Below are 25,540 nucleotides of genomic sequence, written 5' to 3'. Positions count from 1 at the left end.
TTTTGAAGGGCTGATTTCGGGCCGATGGTAGGTGATTGCGCCATTACTAAAATTGTATGTTTCCTCGAAACTGAAAGTGCAGCACCTTGGCCTTATGACAGCCGATCAGGCGGGAGATTGGCTAATGATGACACCAATGGCGAATAGCTCGCCCCGGCAATGGAAAGATATCGCATGGCTGACTGCCCTGGGATCGGCGGGAATTCTGCTCCTCTCGGTTGGCCTAAATTATCTGCTTCTGTTCTCGGAAGCCTTGACGCCCTTCGGCCGCAGCATGGTCACAGCGATCCTCTTGCCGGTCATCGTCGGTGGCCCACTTTTCCTGTTCATTGGACTGCAGCGGACCGAGCTCGTCCGTTATCGAAGAGAACTCAACAAGTCGGCGACCTTTGACAGCCTGACAGGCTGCCTCAACCGGACAGTCTTCACGTCGATGGTCGAAAGGAGAGCAACCAGGCCGGAATCGTCTGGTCCAAGATCTGGCGCCTTCCTGGTCATTCATCCCGAACACATCAGGTCCATCAATCTGCGCTTCGGCCTTGGCTGGGGTGACGAAGCCTTGCGGCTCATAGCCTCGACCATCCAGTCATCGGTACGCAAGGAAGATCTGGTGGGCCGGATCGGAACCTCCATGTTCGGGGTCTTTCTGCCCGGTGCGACAGAAGACGACGCCAGGGAGATCGGCGACCGTATCCGGGCGCGCGTGGCCCAAGCCTATTTCGCGCCAAAAGGAACCGCGGACACGCTGACCATCAGCGTCGGCGGCGTGGTGTTTGAAAACGAGTTGGAATTCGAGGACATGTTTCGATCGGCGGAATCGCTGTTATCCGGCGTCGAACGCCAGCCCGGATTTCAATTGTCGCACCTCCACAACTAGCTGAAACAAGTCGTTGCCGGAGGAACACCGCCGCAAATGTCTTGCCGCACGGCTGCGGCAGCGATCATCTTGGCCCTTGTTGCCAAACCGGACGATTGACCCATGGGCGGTTTCAACCCGTGGGAGGTCTGGTTCCTGACGGTGCTGACGGCATCGCCGCGCATCGCTGGCAGTATTTGCCGGACCGACCAAGTTCTGGTTGCCGCTGGTTGCAGCAACCTTGATCGCCTTGATGGCCGGCTATCGGACCATGCTGCTGCCGCCGAACTCCTGACAGGTCGAGACACCCGCCGCGCGAGTAGCATCAGGTTCGGCGCTCAGGGTACGAGCGACAAAGCTTGAGGCACACAGATGCTGGATCCCCACGGCTCTCTCTTCATCGGTGGGGATCACAAGCGCGTCGACGTCGGAACCAGCAAGGCTGATGACCTCGTCGCCTCGCCCATTCAGCTTGTGGTCGATATTAACCGCAAGCCAGCCGGCCACAGCCCCGGCCCTCTCTCGAATATATGGCGCGTTTTGGCGTATGCCTGCCTTGAACACCAGCGTGTCCAGTCCGCCTATCGCAGCGGCCAGCGACCCGATCTCGCGTGCGATACGATAGACGAAGAGATCGACTGCTTCGGCGGCAAGAGGATCATCGGAGTCGATTAGCGTCCGCATATCACCGGATATCCCCGACACTCCGAGCAGGCCGGATTGCTCGTAGAGAAGGGTGACCAATCGTCCGTCTGCAGCTTCCGGTCATTCAGCAAATGGAGGGTGACGCCAGGATTGAGCGCGCCGCAACGCGTGCTCATGACGAGGCCGTCCAATGTCGAAAACCCAACACTTATTCCAGCATTCATGGCGCACAGACTGGCACCGCTGCCGAGATGGGCGACGATCACCTTGCCGCCAGCTGCGGGTCCGTAGCGGGTCCGAAGCTGCGAAGCGATATGGCTATAGGTAAGCCCGTGAAACTCATAGGAAATGCCGGCATCGGTCATCGCATGCGGAAGGCCATAGATCTTGGCGATCCGAGGCCGAGCGTATTCTTATGGATGACGATCTGGATGCGCCCAGGTAGTCGTCTTCATACGTGTCCTCGCCATACGGAGTTCAGAACCCGCCTAATTGCACGTGGTTGCCGCCGATTACCGCACGCATCGTTGCAGGTTCTTTCGAGACCGGGAGGCTTAGCTACTGTGACAGGCGCCAACGAAAGACCGACAAATTGACGAACAGGCCCAAAGCCATTTCACTCTAGCGGAAAGACTTAGCCAATAACGCTCAATTCAAACTTTGAGAATTAAGCGTAATCCATTGATGTAGTAAGTTTGTGGGCCCGGAGGGTCAGCGTTTTCTACAGGAAATCAGTACGTTAGTGGATGGTTCGCCAAGCCGTTTCTCTCGTATTCTCTCGTATGGTCTGGCGAACCAAAGGCCCAAGAAGACAACTAGTTCCATGCGAGCTGTATTTGAGCATGGTAGTATGAGCGCTGCCGCATTTGGCCGGAAGCTGACTGGCCGCTTCTGGCGCAAAACGATAACGGACGTTTAACCTGGTCTGGTTCAAGTACCGTTGTCGGGTTCAAATCGCGTGACCACGCCAATGGTACTCCAGTATGGCGCTTCGGAACCTCCAGGTTGCGGGGCCTTGTGATCGCAAGTAAACAGTCGCGGAATTTGGTCACACGAAATGGCCAATCGCCGGTTTCGAACGTCCGCAATTCGTGGCGTCAACGATATATTGCACACCGACGGGACCTTACTGACCGATGCCGGCCTGCTCGCCTGGAGGCTGGGGAGGAGCGGCCCGGGGAGTCTCTGGGCCGGCGTCGGTCACCGCTGGCATTACGCTGTTGCCGGCGGAAGCTGACAGTCATTGTGATAAGGGCAATTCGCCCACCTCGTGGTCAAACTGCGCGGCCGTGAATGACCTACTGCATTCCGCGGAGGGAATTCACGTCGGCGCAGAACTCGGCGTAGGGCTTGCTCATTGCCGCGTCATTGCATTCGCGCATGATCATTTCGCGCATGGCCTTAGGCTTGGCCATGAAGACCGCCTTGAACTCGGGCATGGACTTCAGTGTCTTCATCGAGGCATCGGTGTAGAATGGCACGATATTGTCGACGACATCAACCGCGCCGGCAACTGCCATGCTCCCCAGATTGCCGGCCGAGCACCCGCCGCGTGAACGTGCTGCTCAGGGAGAACAATAGCGAACGCGCTCATTGCCTCTCCCTTCGCTGCCCCAGCCAGGCCACGCGCCTTTCTCGTTCGCCGGGCTTTGGGCTTACAATTCCAATCTCGACATAACCAGCTGCACCATCATCACAGAGCCTGCCGCAGAACCGATGAAGCAGTTGCATGATCAACAGCCTCTCATTCTCTACCAGGCATACTATGACGTCTGGCTGGACCCGGGGACCAAAGGACCAGCCTCAAGGACATTCTCAGCCACGACATCGACGGTCAGCTGCAGTTCAACCGCGTTGGACGTGAGGTGAACACGAGCGCCGTCAACAAATTTCCCAACGACCATCCCGGCCTGGTCGGGCGGAGCCGGCGACTTTTTCTGTTCGCCGAAATCGTCAAGCACGCCCCTGCTGGGGCGAAGCTTTCTAAAGCACTCTCCGACCACATATTTTAGGAGGGCGGGATGACAGAGCGTGAGCAAGAGATCGTCGCGAATGCATGGGCACTGGCTACGGGCGCACAACAAATCCTAGAGGCGCTTCTCATCATGCTGAAAAAGTCGGGAACGTCGCGCGAGCTTCGATTGCCGGGTAGCCGGGAAGTGGACCATCAGTTAGGGGTCCGTAGCTAGAGCGTGATAAAGCAGCAAACACACTATCATAGAAACGGCGCTGCCTAGCAGCTGGTCTGCCGTCAGGCCGGAAAAATAGACAAGATGAAACGCCACCAACGCTCTACCAATCACGGTTCGGAACACTGCCGAAATAACCGTTAGTCGGCGCTAATGTTCCGGTCGGGACTCGCTACCGCCTTGGAAGCATTCTGCACTCGGGGGAGAGGGCGTGGGCAAAGTCCAGCGTCATCAAGGTGCGGATCAGGCCGACCGCTGGCGCAAGAACGCAAAGCGGCGGTGGATGTGGCGACGGCAATATCTGCCGGCGCTGGTGATGGTTCCCTGACCGGCTCATCCCAGCTGGCTGGCTGAGTGGCACCCGCACGGCCGGCGCGGGGAGCCTGCGATATCAAGGGCAACATTTCCACCAGTACCGATGAGCGATTTATCACGTTCCAGGGCAGGAGCATTACTGGAAGACGACGATCAGTTTCAGTACAGCGAGCGCTGGCTGTGCAGCGAGGCAGAGGCATGGGCCGCCGGCTGGCGCAAAGCAAGGCGGTAGCGCGGTAGCCACCACCATGTGCAGGCCCACCAGCCCGTCATCATGGTCCGAACCTGATCGCACCCGCCGACCTTGGTCTCAACGTCGTTGATTGGCACTGCCACGCGGCTTTCCTTCATTCGCATGGTTCGCAGAGATTAGCACGATCGCATACTCTCATCATCCGGCGTCGTCTCCCTCACAAAGCAGCGCCGGTAAGGCTCGGCGCCCTTCTTGTTTGTCCCGTGTGCCAAAGGAGGTCGCCGGGCCTGCCGTTGCTCATCTTTGCGGGTTGCTCCTGATGGCTCCGCTTGGCGCCGTGGCCCTGCGTCTTCCTTCGGGTAAGGCCGGCGAGGCGCTTGTCAGACGGCCTGGCATGTAGAATTATGGTCCTCGTTGCGGCGACGCCCTCAATGGAGAGCGCCAATGGCCAGAACAAACCTTCCGAACAGCTTTCCCGGGCTGAAATCGAGCGCTTCCTGGCGGCAGCCGAAGCGCTGCACAAGAGCATCGCCGGGCCGCTCCTGGCGTACCACAGGGAGCACTGCCAAGCTCTACCTGAGGCCCATGGACCCCTGTTGAAGTCGATTGAGACGGTCACCGGTCAGAAGGCGCAGTTCATCCGCTGGAACGGGACAGGACCGGCACAGCCCCGGAGAAGCCTCCGGGCTGGTTCTCCTCGCGCAACTCTCGCGCCGCATCACCTCTAAGAGCAGTTCGAAGACGCTTTCGATTTCGCCGTTGATTTGGTCGGCAGGGATGCCAGGCTTCTCGGCCGCTGTCGTCAATTGGTCTGCTAAGTCGCTGGCGGCGATCGGATCGCCCTGCGCCACAATCGCGGCGCGGAGGGGTTTTATTAGCTCCCCCTCATCTTGACGCCGGCGCCGGCTGCTCCAAAGTCTTGGGCATNATCGCGGCGCGGAGGGGTTTTATTAGCTCCCCCTCATCTTGACGCCGGCGCCGGCTGCTCCAAAGTCTTGGGCATCGCTCGGGGAAGTATCAAAGTTGGCGACGAGGTCGCAGTCACGGCGATTGTGCGCGGCCGGGTGACGCCCGATCGCATAAGCGTGACGATCCCCTCCTACGACTTCCCGCATTCTGTTGTCGATTCGACTTGGAAGGCTGTGATTGGCCAGCATATGGAATTGATCGGCCCTGTCACACGCATCGACGGGGACAAGGTAACCGTCAGCCTCCGGCCATTGGTGACTGTCGACGCCGAGCACGTGCGCCTGGTCGAAAGCAACGTGGCGCTTCCGCGAGCGCGAAAAAGGCCGCTCGTTGACAAAGTTTAACTTGCCTGCCCACCCAAGGAACGGCCAGTGAAACTTTCCCCATCACATCGGCTCTGGTCGCCTCCCGCTAGCTGCCGGCGCGTTGCGATATCGGCGCAGTAGACGGGTCGGCATTTTCCGAACTTTCCGACATCTCGTCGCGATGACGTTGGCGAAGGCGCTTCAGCAGTTCGCGTGAGGCTTGGATCGCCCTGCGCGGTTGATCCATGTTCTGGCGAAACGTGGCGCGTTCCTCCATGGACTTCTGCCACTTCAGCAAGGTAGCCGTAGTCGCAGTGGCCGCTTGAGCGATATCTATGGGCGTTGCAACCATCGCATCCTCCCAAAAAAGGCAATGGTAAACGCAATCTTTATAGGCCCGCCGAAACCCTTTCTTCAATCAAAAACGACCGTACAGATTCATACACCAAATGGTATTCGTGGGGCGCTCGACGGCGGCTTCGTCGACCTCGGCCTCCATCTCGTCGTTGACGGTTTTGGTCTTGCCAAAACCGTCCATCGCCACACCGTCAAGCCCTGCAGCCAGCTAGCACCTCACGCTCCTTGCCATCCTTGCGCGCTTGGGCGCCGTACATCCAAGCGTAGGTGGCGCGTTCCTGATCTTTCTTAGGCATGGCCATTTGCATCATCCTCCCGGAAATCCAGCAGCCTTGCGTGCCCCAGCTTCTCTTCGCCTTTGAGGGTCTTGACCCAGCCAACCAGTCCGGGCTTCAGCCACTCGGCCTTGTCCTTTTTATGCCCCTTCGGGACCGGGCCGCCAACCTTGCCCTGGACGCGATCCCAAAGCGCTTGCCGCTCATCGGCACTGAAGTTGACGAGTGCGCCGCCTTTATAGAGGCCCTTTTCAGCGATGATCACCTGGGTAGCTTTGCCGCGCTCGCGCTGTGCACCGATGATTTGCATTTCCTTTTCCTCAAAGCACTTGATCTTGCGCCAAGCGCTCGTTTGCCGCTGCGATATGGGCTGCCCTTGAGCTTCGAGACCACGTCTTCTAGCCCGTCTCGTCGACCAGGTGGTAGACGGCGTCACCAGTGCGGCATCGCTCCGCTGAATTGAATGCGCCCGCCGGCAGGGATCATTTCGTGCAGGATCTCGCCGCGATCTTCGGTCGGCATCCCGCGCAGGTCATGATGCGTGGAACCCTGCCGGTTGCTGACCGTTCTCCGTCAATGGAAGCCCCGAACCAACAGAGCCAAACGATCCTCGTGGTTGACGGCGACGTCATCGCCCGATGCGTCATCGCGGACTATCTCCGCCACTGTGGCTACAGGGTGATTGAGGCCCATTTCGCACGTGAGGCGCAACAAGCGTTGAACTATGCGGAGTTCGGTGTCGACACCGTCTTGTGTGACGTTGACCTGCCGGGCAACATGAACGGGTTCCAACTGTCGAAGTGGGTTCGCGAGAACAAGCCCGAGGTCAAAATAGTGCTTTCCGCCGCAGTAGAACGAACTGCGATCGCGGCGGGCGACCTTTGTCAGGAAGGCCCGCACCTTGCGAAGCCGTATGAGCCGGCCAACGTAGTGGACCATATCAGGCGACTGCAGCGTGTTTGGAGCTTACGATCCAGGAACCCTGGTGCAAAGCGCAATTGATCTCTGTCCAGACGCCGAGAGGCTCGTCTGCATACCAATGGTGATTTAGCCCTGCGAACTGGACGCCGCTCAAAGGAAGAACGGCGTATAAGCCGCAGTCCTGCGTGCGGCCGCAACAGTGGACGGTTGTCGCGCGCAGGACGGAGGAAATTCGCCCTCCTGCGCGGGCGGTGAACGGGATACCGTAGGAGCGTCAGCATAGCGCCGGCCACAGGATGGGACGCGGCACCGACTGTCCCCGTCCGGTAGTCCGCATGTTTTGGTCGAAGCCGACCGGCTGAGATCGTGCGCATTTTGGTTCTCGACGGTACGGCCGCTGATCGGCGATGATGCGAGGACCGAGTTGCCTGGAAGAAATCGATCTGGTCTTGCACCTTTTTTGCTTCCTCATTCGCGGGGCAGCTTGTGATTTTCCAGCCTGACAGACCCTCCCCTGTCTATAAGAAATTTCCCGACGCATGAGCGCACGTCCAACACAGTGCGGGCTCCAATGCTCACCGGCTGCGCGAGAATGGTAACCACCTACCTTGAGGGGAGCGCCACGTGCGTAGTCAACGATGCAGGCGCTGCCAACCTCGGCATCCCCGGGAATAGCAGGCTTATAAATGAATATATCGTTGATCAACGCTATCGGCGCAGCCGCCGGGAGATGGACAGACCGCGTTCCAGCTAGGGGTATCGATGTTCCAGGCTAAAGGCATTGGCATGCCCGAATTAGAAAAAAGACCTGAATCCCGTAAAGCAGCAACAAAATGCCGAAAGCTATCCAGAAGCCGGGTCGCGTAAGCAATGCCAGATCTTTTCTTAGCTGCTCCATTCACATCAACTAACATGGCCAAGCGTCGTTCCCGTCCGCTGGGGACAAATTTCAACTAAGCTGATCGTCGCATAATGGCCGCGCCACTGCGGATCGAGACACCTCAGCGCCCCGCATGAGCACGCGCAACTCGATCGGAGGCGCAAGGAGAAAGTTCGGAACGGTTCCAAGAACCCCAAGCAAATTGAGCGCCGCAGCGGACGATAAGGTTCACGCATATCCCCGGCGAACATCCGCACAGCATTGGTCAACATCAACGGCAGAAGGGCGTCCGAAAAGAAACGCATCTCTGCGTCACCGCCTCATCGAGAGTCACCGCTGCGGCATCCTGAATACGGTCGGCGATCCGAAGAGCATGCATTGCGCAAGATTTTCCAGATGAACTGATGCCGAGACCGGCCCAAGCGTCCACCCTAGCCTCCAGCCGGTCATTGCATGAGACTTCGACAGGCTGTTCACAATTATCGTCCGCTCTCTCATTCCGGGGATGGATGCTATTGAGAGGAACTCGCCGTTGAATATTGTGCTGCGGTAAACCTCATCGCTGATGATCCATAGATTGTGCCGCTCGGCAATGTCGCAATGGTTTCCAGATCCTCCTTGCCGAACACATATACGCCGGGATTGTTTGGGAGTTCAGCAAGATCGCCCGCCTTCGATCTCATACCGCTGATTGGACAATATTCTCGGATATCTCTGCCGCGCATTTTGCAGCGCTAGTTTGACGGGTCGGGCCACTGCTCCGCCGGCGCGTATTGCCGCTTCGTATGTAGATACCAAGGCTCAAGGCAAAGCACCTCGTCGCCAGCTCCGGCAACGGAAGCTTAGTGTGATTGCGCGGCCAGGCGGCCGGTCCCCAATTCGTTCGAATGATGCGCTTGCCTCGCCAAGGTCGCATGGTGAGTCAGCCGGCAAACCAAAACACTCAACCGCCGGTTAGGCCCGGCCGCCTGATGCGCCCCACAAGAGGCTGTGCCGGGCCGTTCGTCGGGGCTTCTGCACCTGAGCGTTAATGTGCCCAGGCAACACACCATCGACGCCAAGACGATGGCAAGAAGGGGAGTCGCGCAGTCCTCAAGAATAAGTCAGCAGGCACCTAGACCGATGTAGGGCCTTCCAATCGCAGCTCTCGGCTCCTCGCGGCGCCGGCGCCCTGGCATCGTTTGATTGAACGAAGACGCTGAGTTGAGCTCTCGATACAAAAGCATCTCAGTCCTCGTGCCTCAATGGTTCCGGGCATGCGGCTGCAGGGGATGAAGTCATGAAGTTCAGGGATTTGATCAGACGCGCCGAGGACAATGTGGAGAGGTCGTTCGACGATCTCGAAGCTGACTTGGCTAACGCTGTCGACCAGTGCCTCGATTTGGAGGATGTCGCCGACGTGCCAAACATGGCAGGCGACAACAACGAACAGGATGACAGCGTACGGAGTGAGGGCGGTGCCGGCGACGACGATGATAGCTCGCCGATACCAGCGCATCGGCTGACCTCACACACGCAGAGCCGAATTGCTGCCGTGAGCTCGTTTAACGGCTTGTTCCACGATGCCAAGCTCCATTTCGAGGACATCAACGCAAAAATCTCCGAAATTACAGGCACATGTCAACTGACGTTCGAGTTTTTTCACATCCTTCACGCGGACATTCTCCGTGCGAACGAACTGGAGCTGGCGAATCAAAATCTGATCGCAGATCAAAGGAACTTGTCGGAAACACTCAATGACCTGAACAGACGGTACTGTGAGCGTCAAGGCACCGTCGAGACATTGCAGCAGCGCCAGGCAAGCCTTGTTCAGGAGTGTGAAGTGCTCCGTGGCGCGTTGGCCGCGGCAAGGCTGGAGCTGGTCGAAGCGGCGAACACCACCACAAAGAACGAAGCGGAATTTGGCGACCTCACGAACATGCTTGCCGCCGCAAATGTCGAGGCCGACAGGCGCTCCCGAGAGAACAAACAGCTGCGTGAAAAGAATGTGAGCCTGTCTATTGACCTGGAAAAGGCCATGAAGCGGGAGGAAGAGGCACGGCATAGGCTGGATGCCTTCTCCACGATCCATGCCAACGAAGCTGCGCGAAATTCCGAAATGCTGAGTGCGCTCGGCAAGAGCGAAAAAGAGGCAATCAAATTGCACACCTCACTCGAGGTTGCGCAGGCGAAGCTATGGGAGGTGACCGAAGCAGCCAGGATTATGCAGGCGGACATGGATGGCGAGCTTAAACGCTGCCAGGCTGAGAACCGAGGATTGCGCTCAGAAATTCAAAGTCTCCAATCGCGCCTCGAACTCGCCTCAAACGCAAACAACGAGGCCGCGGCCGAGATCGCCAGGCTCCAGCTACAATGGAGCGACGCCCTGGCCGAAAAACAGGTGACCGACGAAAGGTTGGCCGCACTCACCGAGGAGGCCGAAACCAACAAGGTGAACCTTTCCAAGATCGCCGCAGATTTTGCACAGCTGTCCATGCAGCAGGCGTCCGATCAGATTGAACTCGATGTGAGACGGCAGGAATGCGAGGACTTGCGGGTCGAGATTGCCTCGGTCAATGCTCGGGTCAGGGAATTGCTGCCCTACAAGAGGTCGCATGGAAGCGCGAACGCCTTGCCGCATACATCTGACGTGGCAAATGTAGCGGTGACTGCAGACCGAACGGTGCATGCCGCACGCCGTGTCCGCCGCAGGGCCCTCGCCGCGTCGTAGGAGCAAAGAACCTCTCCTCGTGAGGCAATTGCCCATGTCGATGATCGTGGAACGGTATGCGCTGTTTGTTGCGCAAAAGATGACAGGACACTAACGCTGTTGTCGGGGCAGGACTTGGTGAGGCGGCCAGGAAAATCCTGTTGGGGCATCCTTGTAGCCGGGACAATGTCCCAGACGAGCCTCGCGCGTCGGCCGCAGGCGTCACCCCTGTGGCATCACGTCGCCTACCCTAATATGTCAGCAAGCACGCCTGCCGTGTTCCCGCGGTCGACCGCTCACAGCCGCCATGTCATTCCCGGAAAGCCCTCGACATCTGGTCGGTAAGCGGCTTCAGCAGATAAGACCAGACGCTGTGTTCGTCCGTACTTATGTGAACCTCCGCTGGCATACCGGGTTTGAGCACTTTGGCATCGGTCAGACAGGTGGACTTGTCTTCGACATTGATGCGCGCCGAGAAATAAGAAAGCTGGCGCTGTTGATCTTTTATCAGGTCCGCCGAGATGCGCTTGACAGACCCTTGGCAGGCAGGCGTAGTGCCGGCGTCGAAAGCCGGAAACCGGATCGAGACCCGCTGACCTGGACGAACGTCATCTATGCGCGACGGCGCAATCAGCGCGTCGACGACAAGGTTGCCGGTGTCAGGGACGATCATCATGAGAACCTCGCCCGCGGCAATCACGCCGCCGATCGTGTGAATGGAAGATTCCTGTACGGTTCCCGATTGCGGCGCGCGGATGGTGGTTTTGGCCAGTTCGTCCTGTGCCACAACCTTGCGCTCGCTGAGTTCGGTTTGCTTGGCTTCCGTTTCACGAAGTTCGCTCGTTACGTCACTACGCCTTTGTTCATCGAGCTGAAGAATCTGCAATTCGGTCTCGCTGATCCGGGCCTGCGCCTCGGCAACTGCCGCCGCGAGGCGCCCTGATTCTCCGTGCGCCCGGGTGGCATCCAGTCTGATGTTGCTAAGTCGCTCTTTGGACACCAGTTTCTTTGTAAAAAGCGCCTGTACATCGACAAGATCGCCATCCAGCAGGACCACGGATTGTTCTTCCGCGGTCTGTTGCGCCTTGAGGCCCTCAACTTGGCGTTCGAGTTGCTTTGAGCGGCTTTGCAATTGTGCCTTCTGCCCGTTGAGGGCCGTAGCGCGGCTGTCGAACAGCGTGCGCTCGCCGTTCACCAGCGCAGCCAGCTCCGGCTCGCCCATTCGCGCTTGAAGGCTGAACGGAAGCTGCATCTCCGACAGGCCTTGCCGCTCTGCCTCCAGCCGCACAAGCCGAACCGTTGCCCGATCAAGATCCTTGCTAATTATCTGCAGATTGGCTCGTGTCAGTGTGTCGTCCAACCGTGCCATCACATCGCCGGCCCGTACATGATCCCCGTCTTGCGCGAAGATGCCACCTATCGTGCCGCCCGTCAGATGCTGCACCTTCTTTATGTTGCTCTCGACCACCACGGTCGCCGGCGCAATTACCGCGCCAGCAATCTTGGTCAGACCGAGCCAGAGCCCGCCGCCGGCAAGCAACATAACCGTGACCGCCGCACCCAGGATCAGGTTGGCCCCGATTCCATCGCGCGTGCCCGAAATCGCGTTGCGCCGGCTCCCATTGCCGATCGGGGCCGATGGAGCCATCGTCGCCTCAGACAAAAAAATATTCCTCATGCGTGACCGCTCACCCCTTTGTGCATCGCGACGGCCGCTGCCGGGCGTTCAACCGGCGCAGCAAAGGGGCGGATGACGTTGGCCAGGACCTCCTCGCGTGAGCCGAAGGCGTGAAGCATCCCATTGGACATTACGAGTACCCTGTCGATGTTGGTAAGGGCAGAAGGACGGTGCGCAACTACGATGACGATGCCTCCACGTCTGCGCACTGCCAGGATCGCGCCGGCCAAGGCGGTATCGCCATCGACGTCCAGATTTGAATTCGGCTCGTCCAGAACGACAAGAAACGGATCGCCGTAAAGTGCCCTTGCAAGCCCTACGAGTTGCCGCTGTCCAGCCGACAAGGCTGTTCCTCCCTCGCCCATGCGTGTTTGAAAACCGTTCGGCAATCGCATTATCATTTTGTCGACGCCCGCTGCCTTGGCAGCTGCCAGCACGCCCTTGGCGTCGCCCTTCCCGCCAAATCGCGAAATGTTATCGGCAACCGTTCCATCAAACAGTTCGACGTCCTGGGGCAGGTAGCCAATATGTGCTCCAAGGTGTTCTTGGTCCCATTGGTCAAGCGAGGCGTCGTCCAGCCTCACCGTGCCGCGAAGTGGCTGCCAGACGCCCACCAGCGCGCGCACAAGCGTGCTTTTGCCAGAGCCGCTCGGGCCGACAACGGCCATTCCCGTCCCTGCAGCCAGGCGGAAGTTGACATTGGCTACCGTCGGTTTTTGCTGGCCCGGTGGCGCTATGGTCAGGTCCTCGACCGCAAGCTCCGCTTGGGGGCGCGGAAGTTCCATATGTTCGTCCCGGTCAGGAAAAGCGGCCAGCGCCGTTGCCAGTTGCGAATAGCTTTGCCGGAACGCGGCGAAGCCTCGCCAGTTCGCGATAGCGGCGTCAACAGGAGCCAATGAGCGGCCCAGCAAGATGGAGGATGCGATGATCACACCTGGCGAGGCTTCGCCTCCTATCACCAGGTAGGCACCCAGTCCAAGAACGCAGGACTGCAAGGCCAAACGCAGTGCCCTAGAGAGTGCCCCGGTGGCGCCGACGACGTCGGAAAGCCTCTCTTGGTGCCGCAGATATGCGTTATTGATCTCGCCCCAGCGGTGGGCAAGCCGTGCGGAAAGGCCCATCGCGCGTACGACTTCCGCGTTGCGGCGTCCGGATTCGGCGAGATTGCGTTGCGACACCAGCGTCTCGGACGCGCGTGTCACCGATGTGCGGCCAAGAACTTCCGCCATGACCGTGAGCAGCACGACAATGATCGCACCGCTTGTGGACAACAGACCGAGCGCAGGATGCAGGAAATAGATGATCAGCAGGTAAAATGGAATCCACGGAGCGTCGAATATAACAGTCGGCCCCATTCCGGAAAGGAAGCCGCGTAACTGATCGAGATCACGGAGGGGCTGTATCCGGTTCGCATCCTGCCCGCCAATGAGCGGCAAGGACAGCGAGAGGCCGAACACCCTCTGCTTCAAATTCCTATGGACACGATTGCCCACTCGAACCAGCAGGCGCAGCCGCACGAAATCCAGCAGCCCGTAGACAGCGTAAAGACCCAGCATTCCGATGGTGAACCCGACAAGCGTCGGAACGCTCTGCGAAGGTAAAACGCGATCGTAAATTTGCAGCATATAGACCGAGCCGGTCAGGGCGAGAAGGTTTATGACTGCCGAGAAGATGCCGACGCCTACCAGGCCAGGCACGGTCCCAAGCATTGCGCCTCGCAGATCCGACGAACTCCTTCCACCAGGGTTCATAGGCTTCGACCTCCCGTGAGAGATCGTTGCGCAAGCTCACTGGCCCCACTGGGCACCGACAATCTCTTGCTGTTCAGGAGCGTATCCCCTTAGCCTTCTAATATTACGCCCCACTAACATGCTTGGACTTTAGTCAAAATGTAGCAAAATCGTGGCGCTGCCCTCAGAAACCCGGAACCCACATGTCAAATCGGGGGAAAACTGCCGTTCCATGGTATTTGGGCGGGGCTTCATGCCGGGCGGAGCGGCCCAAGAAAACCACCCCCTGCCCTTTTTCGGGACATTTTCGCGCTTTAGCGCTTCCTCGCAACAACCAGGAAGTGTTGCGCCAGCTGGCCAGGAACGCAAAGCCTTCTGCAGGCCTTCTCGACAGGCTGCATCATCATTTCACAGAACCCTGGCAACAGGTTTCCCGGCCGAGGCAGGTAACCGTACGGTATCGTCTGCTCGACGGTGAATCCCGAGGCAGTCAGGAGGGCCTTGAACCTCGCCGCGCTCAGCGTGTGGCGAATTGTGCGTCCAGACACTCGATTGAGCAGCCGGCACGCCAGGCCGACGGGCGACGTCGCATTCATGTGAACGTTGCACACAAGCCGCCCGCCATCTTTCAGGTGCTCATTGATCGCTTTCAGTGCATGCCATTTCAGTTCATCCTCTGCGTTCAGGAAAAAACGAAATGCGGTTACCACATCGAACGTCATACCCAACTTCTCCCTTGTCACGTCGACGTGACGCAAACTCACATTGGGCGGTACTTGAGCGCTGTCGAGCATAGTTCTGGAAACGTCGGCGCCAACCACCTCGCTGAAGAGGCCGGCGGCTACCTCGGCGATGCGACCTGTTCCGCATGCGAAATCGAGGCAGTTTCGGCTCGCTCCGCTCAAGGGGCGAAGAACGTTGAGGATCAGGGGCTTTTCGATGTTCTCCCAAAGCGCGCCATAATAGCCGGAACTGTGCGTTTTGTTGTAATGTAGGCCGTAGCCGGGCGCGCAATGGCTGGTCCTATAGCCGTCCGACACCCAGCCGCCCTGCGCATTGCTCTCCTTGCTGGACGTAAATTCCTGCCAATTTCCGGACTCACCGGCGCGCGACCTGGACCGCACAATTCGCGCTGACGGCATATGGGAAGCATAACTTGCAGACTGCGTCATCTGATCCGCGTTCGTTGAGGGTGTCAGGGTCGCTCCCTGGTTGAAAATGCGCCTCACCTTGGATCTCCGTTCAATTGGGTTGCCCCCCCGATAGAACAGTAAGCTCCGCACGGACTGCGCTGACGCCCTATTGGACTGCCACACTTTGCAGTTCACTGCTGAATCTGGCTTCGAGAGTATCCCCCGGCAGCACAATCGCATCTTCGTCAACCAACAGCTTGCGCCATTCATTGCCGATCTTGCGCACGATGGTCACCTGGGCCCGTACCGTTTCGCCGGCAATCGGCAATGGCTGTGTGGATGCTCCGGTCGGCTGCAGCTTCTCGCTGGCGGCATGGAGCCTGGCGGTGACATCCGCCAGCCGGGCGTTGGTGTCCTTCAGATCCGTCAGCAGGCCAATCCTCCTTTGATTGTCGTTGCGTTCGTGCTGTCTGACAAAGTCCTCCTGCTGGCGCCGCGCCCTCATCAGTTCGACCGAGGTTTGAAGCGCGCCGCTTGAAGATAAAAGCAACGCGCGCCTGACATCCGCGAGCCGGGTGTTGGTCAGATTGCCTGCATCGAATGCCTTCGTCACTCGCGCCAAATCTTGCTCATCCGCCTTCACGCTCTCGCCCTCGACTCGTTCGCGTTTCTGCAAAACGCCAATTTGCTCGGCAGCGTCCGTCCGGCCCTTCTCCAGAAAATCCTGCTCTTGCCGGAAATCACTCAGCGCAACCTTTAGCGCCTCTGCTTCAGCCTGAGCCATCGCGGCTACAACGCTCGGCGAAAGAGGTGATCCCTGTGGTGTCTTCTTGTCGAAATCCGCCTGGCCCTGAAGCTCGGCGCGAATGCGGGCAGCGTGAAGGTATTCTTTCGTGTAATCTCCCCAGAGCATTTCGTAATCGCGCTTGAGATCGACCGGATCAGGCCCGGCCTGGCCCGCCCGTGATCGCAAAAAACTGAAGCCGCCGGAAACGGCCAGCGCCTGCCGTACAGTCATGAGCGGACGGTAGGCCTGTTGTCCTGGGGTGAGCACATCGCCCGTTACATAGATCGGGCGATAGTCCGCTATGATTGCTGTGACATCGTCGGGCTCGACAGTAACTGTCTGCTCCCGCCCGTCAGTCAGACGCACGTGAAAAATCTTGCTTGGCAAGAGCTCTTGCATTCGCCTTTGCAATTGAGACGCCGTCAGGCCTGCGACCATGATCATCCCCGCCTCCGGAAGGGCGATATTGCCATCCATCTGGACTACGGCGCGCTGCGTCCGATCAGGGATCGGCGCTATTCCTATCTCGACCGTATCGCCAGGTGACAGTTGATAGGGCTCGACCTCGCCTGCGCAAGCCATCGAGGTTAGCGACATCATCACGACTGCGCCAAGAACGTATCGTCTACTGAAGGTCATTTGCGACAATCTCCTTCCGGTCGAACACCGGCTTCAAAGGCCATTCAACACGAGTAACGAAATCGTATACCGGGCCACCGGGCACGCCCCAGTTGCTGGACCAGACCACCTGGGTGCCGTCTGGAGACGGAGAGGCATGCGTCTCGCTCCAGTAGTCGAAGGGCGCGTTGTGCGTGTCTGCGACACGGCGGACCTCTCCACTGCCGTCTAGACGCAGCGCAATGACTTGCTGAGCGTAAGGCGCCCAATCCGGGTGCTGCGATAGTTCGGCTGGCGTGCCGCCATAACTCAGAAACACCCAGCCGGGCCTGCCGAGCGACCTGAGTGACGCATGCATGGCCTCGCCATATTTCATCAGCGAGGTAGCCTTGCCATCAGCCAAGCGGCGCTTGATCACCTGATATTTGTCAGGATCCGATTTGCTGATCCCGACATAGATTTCGCTTCCGTCGGAATCGACCGTCATGTCGCCATGGCCTGGTCGATGGTGCTCCATCCACTTCTGGCGCAATATGCCGTCTATGGAGAAGACGAAACTCGCTTCGATTCCGTCCGGTAATTGGTGGGAACACAATATGTTGATTCCGAGTGGTGAGATTGAGCAGGAGCCGGTTGTTCCCGGGAATTCGGCAAGATCGATATCGGGGAATTTCTGCCGTAGCTTTAGATCGTAGCCAAAGACCACCGCTCTGCCGTCATTGTTCGTTGCACGCACCGCAATCCGGCTGCCGTCGCGGCTCGGATTGCCTTTGTTGGGTCCAAATTTGAGGTTGGAGTACGCTGCGGAGGCAAACACGACGTCCTCATGATCGGTACGTGGCGCCCATGTCGCAATCTGCCGGCCCCCGACGCAGATCATCAACTCGGGATCAGTGGGATGCCATTCGCATTCGGTAGCGCGGTTGCGGTGGAACAAAGGCAAGTAGGTTTGTCCGTCGAGAAAGCACAGGCCACCGCAGCCATTGGCGATCAGGAGCAGGCTCTGGTCGGCATTCCAAGCCTGTGCGCTTGAGTAACGGTGGGTGCAGTACTTCTTCCCGCATACACCCGCCCCGCCGAGAACGCCCGGTCTGGTGATCCGTGCGAAAACCATGCCAGACCAAGGATCCCTTGTTTCGGGCACATGGCCCGGCAGGTTGTCCACAACCGCGGTGGCCGCCGCCTCCGCTGCCTTGCTTTGACGGCCACCGGCAACGTAGATGTTGGGAGATATGGCACCGGCAGCCAGCAACAACGCCAACGCATGACGGCCGCCCAGGGTCATGTCATGTAACCCACTTCGCGCCGTACCCGGCCTTCACTAAGGCGCTCGCGCCACCACGTGATTGTTCGCTCCAGCCCATCGCGCAGGCTGGTCTGTGTCCGCCATCCAGTCTCGCGTTCAAAGCGCGAGGAGTCGGCGAGCAAGGCGCGAACTTCGGAATTTTGCGGCCTCAGGCGCCTTTCATCACGACGGACCGGCTTCTTGCAATCGGTCAACTCAAGAACAATGGCCAATACGTCCGAGACGGTCGCAGCGCGTTGGCTGCCAGCGTTGTAGGCGTGGCCGAACTCGAGCTGGGCGAGACCTGCGGTCAGGAACGCTGTCGCGGTGTCTTCGACATAGGTCAGGTCGCGGATCGGGCTGGTATCGCCGACCATGATCGCAGGACATTTCGGGTCGAGGACTTGCCGGATAATGGTCGGCACGATGGCGCGCTCACTCTGGCGCGGGCCATACGTGTTGAAGGGTCGCATGATGACCACAGGGACATCGAACGACCTGGCGTAAGACTCCGCCATCATGTCGGCGCCGATTTTGGATGCCGAATATGGTGACTGTCCCTGCAGGGGGTGTGTTTCGCCGATCGGCATGGTTTGGGCAGTTCCATAGACCTCGCTCGTGGAGGTATGGATCACCCGCTCCGTCTCCCATAGGCGCGCCGCTTCGAGGACGTTCACCGTGCCCAGGATGTTGGTTTCCACATAGGACTGGGCAGCGGCGTAGGAATATGGAATCGCAATAAGCGCCGCCAGATGAAAAACCGCGGCTTGGCCGCGCATGATCCGGTTAAGGAACGCACTGTCGCGGACGTCACCACGGACGAGCCTCAACTGGCTGCGGATGGTGTCCGGCAGATCGTCTAGCCATCCATGGCTGTCGAAGGAATTGTAAAGGGCAAGGGCTGTGACATCTGCCCCGTTGCGAACAAGCGCCTCCGTGACATGCGAACCGATGAATCCGTCCGCGCCGGTCACCAGGACTTTCTTTCCATTGTAGCTCATCACTGCGCATTCCCTTGGCTGTTTGGAACGCTTCCCTTGGATATTCAAACGTCGATTGGCGGTACCGGAACCCAACCGACCACTGCCAGCACTCCCCGCACCATCCACGCGAGGTCGGAGACGATGGTGCGTCGCGGATAATACGAGAGGTCCAGTGTTGCCTTGGCGGGGAACATGACCTCCCGGTAGAACACGATCGGATCCACGGATTGGGGGAAGTAATGTGCTTCGTGCCGAAAAACGACCTGGGCTGGACCCAGCAGGCCTGGCTTGTATTGCAGCACGGCCCTAAGCTCGCCCCGGAAACAATCGGCGAAAGCCAGGCTCTCGGGTCGTGGACCGACGATCGCCATTTCGCCTTTGAGGACATTCCACAGCTGCGGTAGTTCGTCCAGCTTCGTCGCTGCGAGAAAGCGGCCAACGGTGGTCATGCGTGTATCGCCCACGACCGTCAGCGCAAGGCCTTGAGAGCCGCAGTTCACACCGAATTTGCGAAATTTGTACATGCGGAAGGTTCGGCCGCCGGCCCCGATGCGGGTCTGAGCGAACAAGATCGAGCCACCGCCCTCGAGCAGAAGCGCTCCGGCGATCAGCAGCATCAATGGCGCCAATGCGACGGTAGCGATGCCCGCCACCGCAAGATCGATTGCGCGTCTCGCAAAGCCGTGATCAGGATTTGGAACGAACATCCGGTGAAAGGCAGGGTCTAACGCATTCATGCAGCAGTTCCTCTTTGGGCGCCTGCTTTGAGCGCGCCTGTTTTGAGCGCGGCTGCCAGGGCAGCCACGACTGATTCGGCGGCGGCGGAAGTGATCTGGGGGTGCAGCGGAATTGTGAGCTCTCGCTCAGCGAAATCCTCTGTTCGGGGCAAACTCACGCCGGGAAAGCGCTCGCGGTAGAACGTCATTTGGTGCACCGGCGGGTAGTGGATGGTGGTCTGTATGCCCTGTGTCCGCAGCTCGTCGATGACATCCTGCCGGCTCGCGTAGCGCGGCAGGACGATCGGCATGATGTGGTAAGCCGACGTCCGGGGTTCGCTAAATGGAATGACAATGGCTGGGCAACGGTCCGCGATCAGGCGTCGGTACAAGACAGCTATGATACGCCTGATTTCGTTCCACTCTTGCAGGTTCTGCAACTGAACCAGCCCTATTGCCGCTCGCATCTCGTCCATTCGGTAGTTGAACCCGAGCATCGTGACATCATATTGCGGCGTACGACTGTTCAGCCGCTGATGCGTCCCCGTGGTCATTCCGTGCCCGCGGGCCAGGCGAACCCTGTCGAGCAGATCGGGGTCACGTGCGATCACGGCGCCCCCTTCGGCCGTTGTCATGTTCTTGTTGCCATAGAAGCTGAACGCGGCCGCGGCGCCGAAGGTCCCGACTTCCCTAAGCCCGGGCGCGTGCGCAGCGTCCTCGATGATATGCAGCCCGCGAAGCCGGGCGAACCGCTGCCATTGTTCCCGATCGGGGAGATACCCGGCGAAGTGAACGAGAATGACCGCTTTCGTGCGCGTCGTGCACCGCGCTTCGGCTTCCGCAACCGAGATCAACGGCACGTCGACGGACTCGATATCGACGAAGACCGGCGTCGCCCCTACATACAGCACCGCATTCGCCGTCGCCACGAACGTCAGCGAAGGAACCAGTACTTCGTCGCCAGGGCCGATGCCCAAAGCATGGAGGACAAGATGGAGCGCTGCGGTGCAGGAACCAACCGCAACGCAATCTCGCGCGCCATGCATGCCGGCAAAGGCCTGTTCGAACTCTCGTACCCTGTCCCCCATCGTAAGCCAGCCGCTATCAATCACCTGCGACAGGGCTGCCTTCTCTGGCACGCCTAGGATCGGGGCGCTCACCAAGAGCATCTTGACCTCCTGAAAGCCTTGTTAGTGGCTAGACCTCTGCATCAGACTTTCATGCGGCTGCAGCGGCAGCCGCGACCTCGATTGAGGACGACTGATCTTCCCAGGGAATTGCCTGTGCATTCTGGAAGTCATCGACACGACCGATGTCGAGCCAAAGACCGTCATGCTTGTAAACATGCACGGTCGTGCCGCCCTGCATCATCTGCAGCATCAGGTCATCGAACCCAAATGGGATCCCGGACGGAATGAACCGCAGGACATCTGGGTTCATGCAGTAAATCCCCATGCTGACGAGATGGGAAAGCGTCGGCTTTTCCCGGAAGAGCTGGACGGTATTGTCGATCTCGTCGATGACCCCGAAGTCCATCTTGATATGACGGCACGCCGTGGCAATCGTAACGGGATCCCTATGCAAGCGGTGCGCGGCTACAAACCGGCTCAGGCTTAGATCTGTGAGGACATCGCCGTTCAGAACGACAAATGTTTCGTTCAGTTCATCCCTAATCAGAGAGAGAGGTCCGACGGTGCCGAGTGGCTCCATTTCCTGGGTATATTTGATCTTCAAGTTCCATTGCGATCCGTCGCCGCAGACGCTACGGATCAAATGCCCTAGATACCCTGTCGTAATATACACGTCTTCAATGCCGTTGCGCCGCAGCCACTTCAAAAGCAACTCAAGAACAGGCCGGGCCCCTATCGGCATTAATGGTTTCGGCAGGACCGATGTAAACGGTCGAAGGCGCGTACCCATCCCACCACATTGAATCACCGCTTTCATTCGATCCTCCTGATCTGCAGTTGGCTTTGTTCGGGATCGGTGTTCCATTGTCCGGCCAGGGCATACCCTCAAATCCGGCCAAACCTCGGCGGCAATCCGAACATCATATGTGAAAAGGTATGTGACAGCCGGGGCGGCTGTCGTCGTGCATTCGAATGGTAGGGATTCAAAACGTTCAAGGTATTAGATGGCCACGAGATCAACAGCCGATAGAAGCGCGATTGGGCACTGATCATGACGGCGATAAAACGAAAGCAGTTGCTTTCAAAAAAGCTGCGATCCGCCCGGGCCGGGCCGGCCTACAGGTCCAGCGACAGCGGGTGGCGACATAACAGAAATGGTCCTGAACAGCTGGCTTTGGACCCACAAATGGGGAACCGGCATCGTTTTGCGGACAGGCACCGCACGCCAGGGTTAAAAATCTATGGATGAGCTTCGCAATTTAGTATTATATTAGACGTTCTGGATGTGCGTGGATGGGACGCTGCGGACATCACTGTGATGCGTTGACCAGTGGATGGCCGCCATTTTAGGACCACCACGGATTGTCGATCATAGGCGAATGGGAGGTTCCAGCGGGTTTTCTCGTCGGGAACCGAGTAACGCGTTGGGGTAGTTGCATGGCTCGGATCGTCATTGCCGACGATCACGGCTTATATCGGCGTGGTCTCCGGCTGGCACTCATGGCTGGAATTCCAAGCGCCGAAATATTCGAAGCTTCGTGTTTCGATGCCGCGGTCAATCTTCTAGAGGAGCAGGCGTCCATCGATCTTGCGATCCTCGATCTGAACATGCCTGGGCTGTTCCATCAGGAAGTGCTCAGCGACTTTATGGCTGCCTATCCTGACACTCGCTTTGCGATCGTTTCCGGGGATGATTCCCGCTCGGAGATACTGACCGCGCTTTCGATCGGACTTCACGGGTATATCGTCAAATCGCAGAGCGACGAAGAAGTCGTGCTGGCTGTAAACGAAATCCTCGCTGGCCGGATCTATGTGCCATCTCTCCTATCTCGAACGTCTGCCGACCAGAGATCGCATGCCCCCCCACCTCCGGTACAAAATGCCAGCCGCCGGCACGAGGGCTCGGGCGACGTCGCTAGGCTGACATCTAGACAGAAGGACGTCCTCAAGCTGATGGCAGAGGGGTACTCGAATAAGGAGATTGCCCGCAATCTGGACATTGCCGAGGCGACAACGAAAATCCATGCCGCAGCCGTGCTGCGTGAGCTTGGGGTTAGAAACCGTACCGAAGCAGCTGTGTTGCTCCAAAGCTGGCTGACGAGACAGGCGAGTTGACGTATGCCCCTCGAACCGCCCCGAGTTTGCTTGCAGGAAATCGCAGCAAAGGGCCCACACCATCCGTTAATTGGCCAATTCGGCTTCGACTTGGAGGGGCTCTATTGCAATCCAAATTCCTCAATTTCTTTGCGCGATACACGCAGCGAATATCGAAGGCCATCTTCGGTTATTTCCATATTCGGGGAATGACCGACAAGCGGCGTGCTGTCCACACCGATTATCAGTGACCCGAACCCGCGGCGTACGACTTTTGAACTCTTCCGTCGGCCCGATTCCACCCAATCGAACACGAGGTCGTCACCTTCGTCCTCGGATGCAAATCGCCACTTAACTTCGACCCTGCCATTCGGGTCACCCAGCGCACCATGTTTCACCGAGTTTGTCGTCAACTCGTGAAGGATCATCGCCAAGCCCTCGGCGGCGCCGCTTGGCACAGTGAGGGAAGGTCCACTGATCGTTATGTCGCGTGTCTCCTTGAAGGGCTGCAATTCCCGGTCCACGAGCTCATGGAGCATCCCTGACAGGTTGGCGTGACGAGAAAGGATGCGATGGGTCGCCTCCAGCGTTCGAATCCAATCGATCAACATCTCCTTGTATTTGGCAACGTCATTGTCGGGAATATCGATCATGTTGACCAGAGCTCTGATCACTGGAAACACATTGCTGAACCGATGGCGCTCTTCGCGCATTATGCGCTCGCGTCTCTTTACGGCGGCGCGAAGCAAAGTTGTTTGTCGACGTTCGGTCAGATCCGCCGCCACCCCGATGCGCATTTTGCGGTCGCCGTGCTCTTCCTGCCGTCCACGCAAAGCAATCCAGCGTGTGTGACCATCCACTTGCCGGACACGGATCTCGACGTCATAGTTCAATGCCGATGAAGGCTTTGCCGAGGCGGACAGCTTCGGCCAGTCGACGGGATGGATTACAGCCGAGAGTTCTTCCAAGCGGCGGACTGGGGCCGGAGGCAGACCAAGAATGTCCCAGAACTTGCTCGAGCCGGCGACTGTCCCATCGTCAATGTCTATTTGCCATGTTCCCAGGCGCCCGGCAGACACGGCGAGATCAAGCCATTCCTTCTGAGCCCGAAGGGCCTCGCGTGCCGCTTGTCGCTCGGAAATATCGTCAACCACCACGAATACGCTCTCATTTGGCGCCTCGTCCGGCCGCGACGAAGACAGGGCCAGGTGAGCCCAGAATGCCGTGCCATCCTTGCGCAAAACGCGGATATCCGTCGCAGACGCGGTCCCATTGCCCAAATCTTCCAAAAGTTTCCGCACAGTACCTCGATCGTCGGGGACAATGAGTTCCTGCAACTCGAGTTGGGCAAGTTCCTTGTGCGCGTAGCCGGTCATCTCCAAAAGCCGTCTGTTCGACTGCAGCAGTTCGCCATGGCGATTGGTATTAGCAAAGCCCAAGGCGGCAGCGTCGATGGCAGCGAGCCTCGCTTCTGCCACCCTGAGCGCACCGTGCAGATCTTGTCGCAGGCGGTGGAACACAGCTGCGATCAGGCTACCCGAACCCAGGAGGAAGACGGCCCCGGTCCAGTCTCCACCAGTGAGGTGACCGTCCAGCAGGTGTCGCATCCACAAGCCGGCGACCGCCATCAGAAGCGTTGCTGCGATGGCAACAAAACGGCCCTCAAGATACACGATGACAACGGTTATGGGGATAAACGCAACAAGCGGCAACGGCTGGCCGCCATATACCGTACTTATCGCCTCGAATGCTATCGATGCTGCAAACACCAACAGCGAAGCTAGATGAGCCAACGTAGTGCTCGACACATTCGATTTGAGCCAGCGCAGGTCCGAACCCATGCGCAAAGACTACAACTTTCGGTCTAGTCCGTCGAGACTAGTCCGAAGAGGTGGCACCTAATCCCAATGCCCGATTGCCATGACTTTGCCGGCGAATAAAATCATGTGTCAGGAGCGCTCTTCAGAAAGGTATATCCAAGAGACGCTGCGGAAAAACCATTCGCAGATTTCTCGCAGTATGTGGAAATTCAAGTTGAAGCAGCAACTTCAACCGATTTGAGTTGCGTCAGTAGCAATGGGTTGGGTGGAAGCGATGACACTGATTGAAACGCGAAACGATACGCTCGCAGGCAGGCAATACATTGTATTGAACGATACCCGCCACGAACGGCCGATAAGCCTTGTGGACCGACCGGACGCAAGGGTCGGCGGATCTCGACGACGCAGCCTGGAATCCATCACCGGCATGCTTGATCGTATGGGTTGCGGCTATCTCGTCCTGGACCGAGACAAGAAAGTAATAGAATGGAACGCTGCCGCTCGGGACACCCTCGCACGCCAGGGCGAAGCAACTGATACAGCCGTCGAGCTTGCCGCCGGGTTGAGGCGGCTGGTCGCGAATGTTCCGGTCCACCTCCAGCCGGGCTCACTCTCATGGGTAGTGATCCACAGCAGAGGCGACAGGCCGGTGACCATGAACGAGACGGGGGTCGTTACGCCGGATGGGACAACCGTCGTCGCATTGCTGGACCGGGATAACAAATCGGCGGCCAACCCTCGCACGTTGCAAAGGATGTTCGGTTTGACCAGCGCGGAAACGCAGTTGGCGCTACGCCTCGCCCATGGCGACGCGCCCCTGGAGATCGCCCGTAGCTGGCATCTCAGTCGCACGACTATCCGCTCTCAGCTCGCCTCGCTGTTCGCCAAGACCGACACGAGGCGTCAGGCGGAACTAGTGGCTCTTTTGGGGCGCATTTCGGTTTTGCCATGAGAAATCGACTGCTGTCTGCA

General features: G+C 58.5%; 20 protein-coding genes and 2 pseudogenes. 7 read left to right on the top strand and 15 right to left on the bottom strand.

Annotated features, from left to right (window positions below; genetic code table 11):
• Nucleotides 1-124: 124 nt before the first annotated feature.
• Nucleotides 125-877, top strand: a complete 753-nt coding sequence (locus X751_RS154280; protein ID WP_023687765.1) for a GGDEF domain-containing protein — start codon at nt 125-127, stop codon at nt 875-877.
• A 240-nt stretch (nt 878-1,117) separates the two neighbouring features.
• On the opposite strand, the pseudogene X751_RS1000000165525 reads toward X751_RS154280, so the two are convergent.
• Nucleotides 1,118-1,866, bottom strand: a pseudogene (locus X751_RS1000000165525) (hypothetical protein).
• 933 nt (nt 1,867-2,799) lie between these two features.
• Nucleotides 2,800-3,021: a hypothetical protein gene (locus X751_RS154285; RefSeq protein ID WP_023744445.1), complete on the bottom strand. Its 222-nt coding sequence runs from the start codon at nt 3,019-3,021 to the stop codon at nt 2,800-2,802.
• A gap of 73 nt (nt 3,022-3,094) precedes the next feature.
• On the opposite strand from X751_RS154285, the gene X751_RS1000000165520 reads away from it, so the two are divergent.
• On the top strand, nt 3,095-3,370 hold the full coding sequence (locus X751_RS1000000165520) for an SOS response-associated peptidase family protein (RefSeq protein ID WP_245265753.1): 276 nt from the start codon (nt 3,095-3,097) through the stop codon (nt 3,368-3,370).
• A 531-nt stretch (nt 3,371-3,901) separates the two neighbouring features.
• A pseudogene (locus tag X751_RS1000000168585) lies at nt 3,902-4,237 on the top strand (hypothetical protein).
• Here the strand turns inward: X751_RS1000000168585 and X751_RS1000000166915 are convergent.
• The 3 genes from X751_RS1000000166915 to X751_RS1000000167910 all read right to left on the bottom strand — a co-directional run bounded on the left by X751_RS1000000166915 (nt 4,165) and on the right by X751_RS1000000167910 (nt 6,414).
• Nucleotides 4,165-4,341, bottom strand: coding sequence for a hypothetical protein (locus tag X751_RS1000000166915; protein WP_155929682.1), 177 nt, complete (start codon nt 4,339-4,341; stop codon nt 4,165-4,167). The pseudogene X751_RS1000000168585 and the gene X751_RS1000000166915 overlap by 73 nt on opposite strands.
• 1,237 nt (nt 4,342-5,578) lie before the next feature.
• Nucleotides 5,579-5,824 (bottom strand): hypothetical protein, encoded by a 246-nt coding sequence (locus X751_RS154305; protein ID WP_023744442.1) that lies wholly within the window; start codon nt 5,822-5,824, stop codon nt 5,579-5,581.
• A gap of 293 nt (nt 5,825-6,117) precedes the next feature.
• Nucleotides 6,118-6,414 carry an ATP-dependent DNA ligase gene (locus tag X751_RS1000000167910; protein ID WP_023701099.1) on the bottom strand — a complete coding sequence of 99 codons (297 nt, stop codon included), beginning with the start codon at nt 6,412-6,414 and terminating at the stop codon, nt 6,118-6,120.
• A 179-nt stretch (nt 6,415-6,593) separates the two neighbouring features.
• On the opposite strand from X751_RS1000000167910, the gene X751_RS154310 reads away from it, so the two are divergent.
• Both X751_RS154310 and X751_RS154315 read left to right on the top strand, forming a co-directional pair.
• On the top strand, nt 6,594-7,106 hold the full coding sequence (locus X751_RS154310) for a response regulator (RefSeq protein WP_023753040.1): 513 nt from the start codon (nt 6,594-6,596) through the stop codon (nt 7,104-7,106).
• 2,078 nt (nt 7,107-9,184) lie between these two features.
• A complete protein-coding gene (locus X751_RS154315) occupies nt 9,185-10,615 on the top strand; it encodes a hypothetical protein (RefSeq protein WP_023744441.1) in 1,431 nt (476 codons plus the stop codon).
• Nucleotides 10,616-10,904: 289 nt separating this feature from the next.
• Here the strand turns inward: X751_RS154315 and X751_RS154320 are convergent, their stop codons facing one another.
• The 9 genes from X751_RS154320 to X751_RS154360 all read right to left on the bottom strand — a co-directional run bounded on the left by X751_RS154320 (nt 10,905) and on the right by X751_RS154360 (nt 21,471).
• Nucleotides 10,905-12,242, bottom strand: coding sequence for an HlyD family type I secretion periplasmic adaptor subunit (locus X751_RS154320; RefSeq protein WP_023701101.1), 1,338 nt, complete (start codon nt 12,240-12,242; stop codon nt 10,905-10,907).
• A 26-nt stretch (nt 12,243-12,268) separates the two neighbouring features.
• Nucleotides 12,269-13,981, bottom strand: a complete 1,713-nt coding sequence (locus X751_RS154325) for a type I secretion system permease/ATPase (RefSeq protein ID WP_023737037.1) — start codon at nt 13,979-13,981, stop codon at nt 12,269-12,271.
• A gap of 335 nt (nt 13,982-14,316) precedes the next feature.
• The gene (locus X751_RS154330; protein ID WP_023805942.1) at nt 14,317-15,231 is read right to left on the bottom strand and encodes a class I SAM-dependent methyltransferase; all 915 of its coding nucleotides are present in this window, start codon (nt 15,229-15,231) and stop codon (nt 14,317-14,319) included.
• Between the two features lie 70 nt (nt 15,232-15,301).
• A complete protein-coding gene (locus X751_RS154335; RefSeq protein WP_023701104.1) occupies nt 15,302-16,561 on the bottom strand; it encodes a polysaccharide biosynthesis/export family protein in 1,260 nt (419 codons plus the stop codon).
• A complete protein-coding gene (locus tag X751_RS154340; RefSeq protein ID WP_023744439.1) occupies nt 16,548-17,825 on the bottom strand; it encodes a hypothetical protein in 1,278 nt (425 codons plus the stop codon). The genes X751_RS154335 and X751_RS154340 overlap by 14 nt, the downstream gene beginning before the upstream one ends.
• Complete coding sequence (locus tag X751_RS154345; protein WP_023691489.1) at nt 17,822-18,826, bottom strand: SDR family NAD(P)-dependent oxidoreductase; 1,005 nt, start codon at nt 18,824-18,826, stop codon at nt 17,822-17,824. Before X751_RS154345 ends, X751_RS154340 begins: the two co-directional genes overlap by 4 nt.
• Nucleotides 18,827-18,870: 44 nt before the next feature.
• Entirely contained in the window at nt 18,871-19,545 is a 675-nt protein-coding gene (locus X751_RS154350; protein ID WP_023681043.1) for a sugar transferase, read from the bottom strand.
• Nucleotides 19,542-20,693, bottom strand: a complete 1,152-nt coding sequence (locus tag X751_RS154355; RefSeq protein ID WP_023744438.1) for a DegT/DnrJ/EryC1/StrS family aminotransferase — start codon at nt 20,691-20,693, stop codon at nt 19,542-19,544. The genes X751_RS154350 and X751_RS154355 overlap by 4 nt, the downstream gene beginning before the upstream one ends.
• Nucleotides 20,694-20,742: 49 nt before the next feature.
• The gene (locus X751_RS154360; RefSeq protein WP_023744437.1) at nt 20,743-21,471 is read right to left on the bottom strand and encodes an NDP-sugar synthase; all 729 of its coding nucleotides are present in this window, start codon (nt 21,469-21,471) and stop codon (nt 20,743-20,745) included.
• A 620-nt stretch (nt 21,472-22,091) separates the two neighbouring features.
• On the opposite strand from X751_RS154360, the gene X751_RS154365 reads away from it, so the two are divergent.
• Nucleotides 22,092-22,769, top strand: coding sequence for a response regulator transcription factor (locus tag X751_RS154365; protein ID WP_023681040.1), 678 nt, complete (start codon nt 22,092-22,094; stop codon nt 22,767-22,769).
• A gap of 101 nt (nt 22,770-22,870) precedes the next feature.
• Here X751_RS154365 and X751_RS154370 read toward each other — a convergent pair whose 3' ends face one another.
• The gene (locus X751_RS154370) at nt 22,871-24,589 is read right to left on the bottom strand and encodes a PAS domain S-box protein (RefSeq protein WP_023744436.1); all 1,719 of its coding nucleotides are present in this window, start codon (nt 24,587-24,589) and stop codon (nt 22,871-22,873) included.
• Nucleotides 24,590-24,842: 253 nt separating this feature from the next.
• Here X751_RS154370 and X751_RS154375 point away from each other — a divergent pair, with 253 nt between their 5' ends.
• A complete protein-coding gene (locus X751_RS154375; RefSeq protein ID WP_023706589.1) occupies nt 24,843-25,520 on the top strand; it encodes a helix-turn-helix transcriptional regulator in 678 nt (225 codons plus the stop codon).
• Nucleotides 25,521-25,540 lie beyond the last annotated feature (20 nt).

The organism is Mesorhizobium sp. LNJC394B00, assembly GCF_000502555.1.
Lineage (GTDB): Bacteria > Pseudomonadota > Alphaproteobacteria > Rhizobiales > Rhizobiaceae > Mesorhizobium.
Note: the sequence above shows the minus strand (reverse complement) of the source record. Positions and strands in the feature narration are given on the sequence as shown.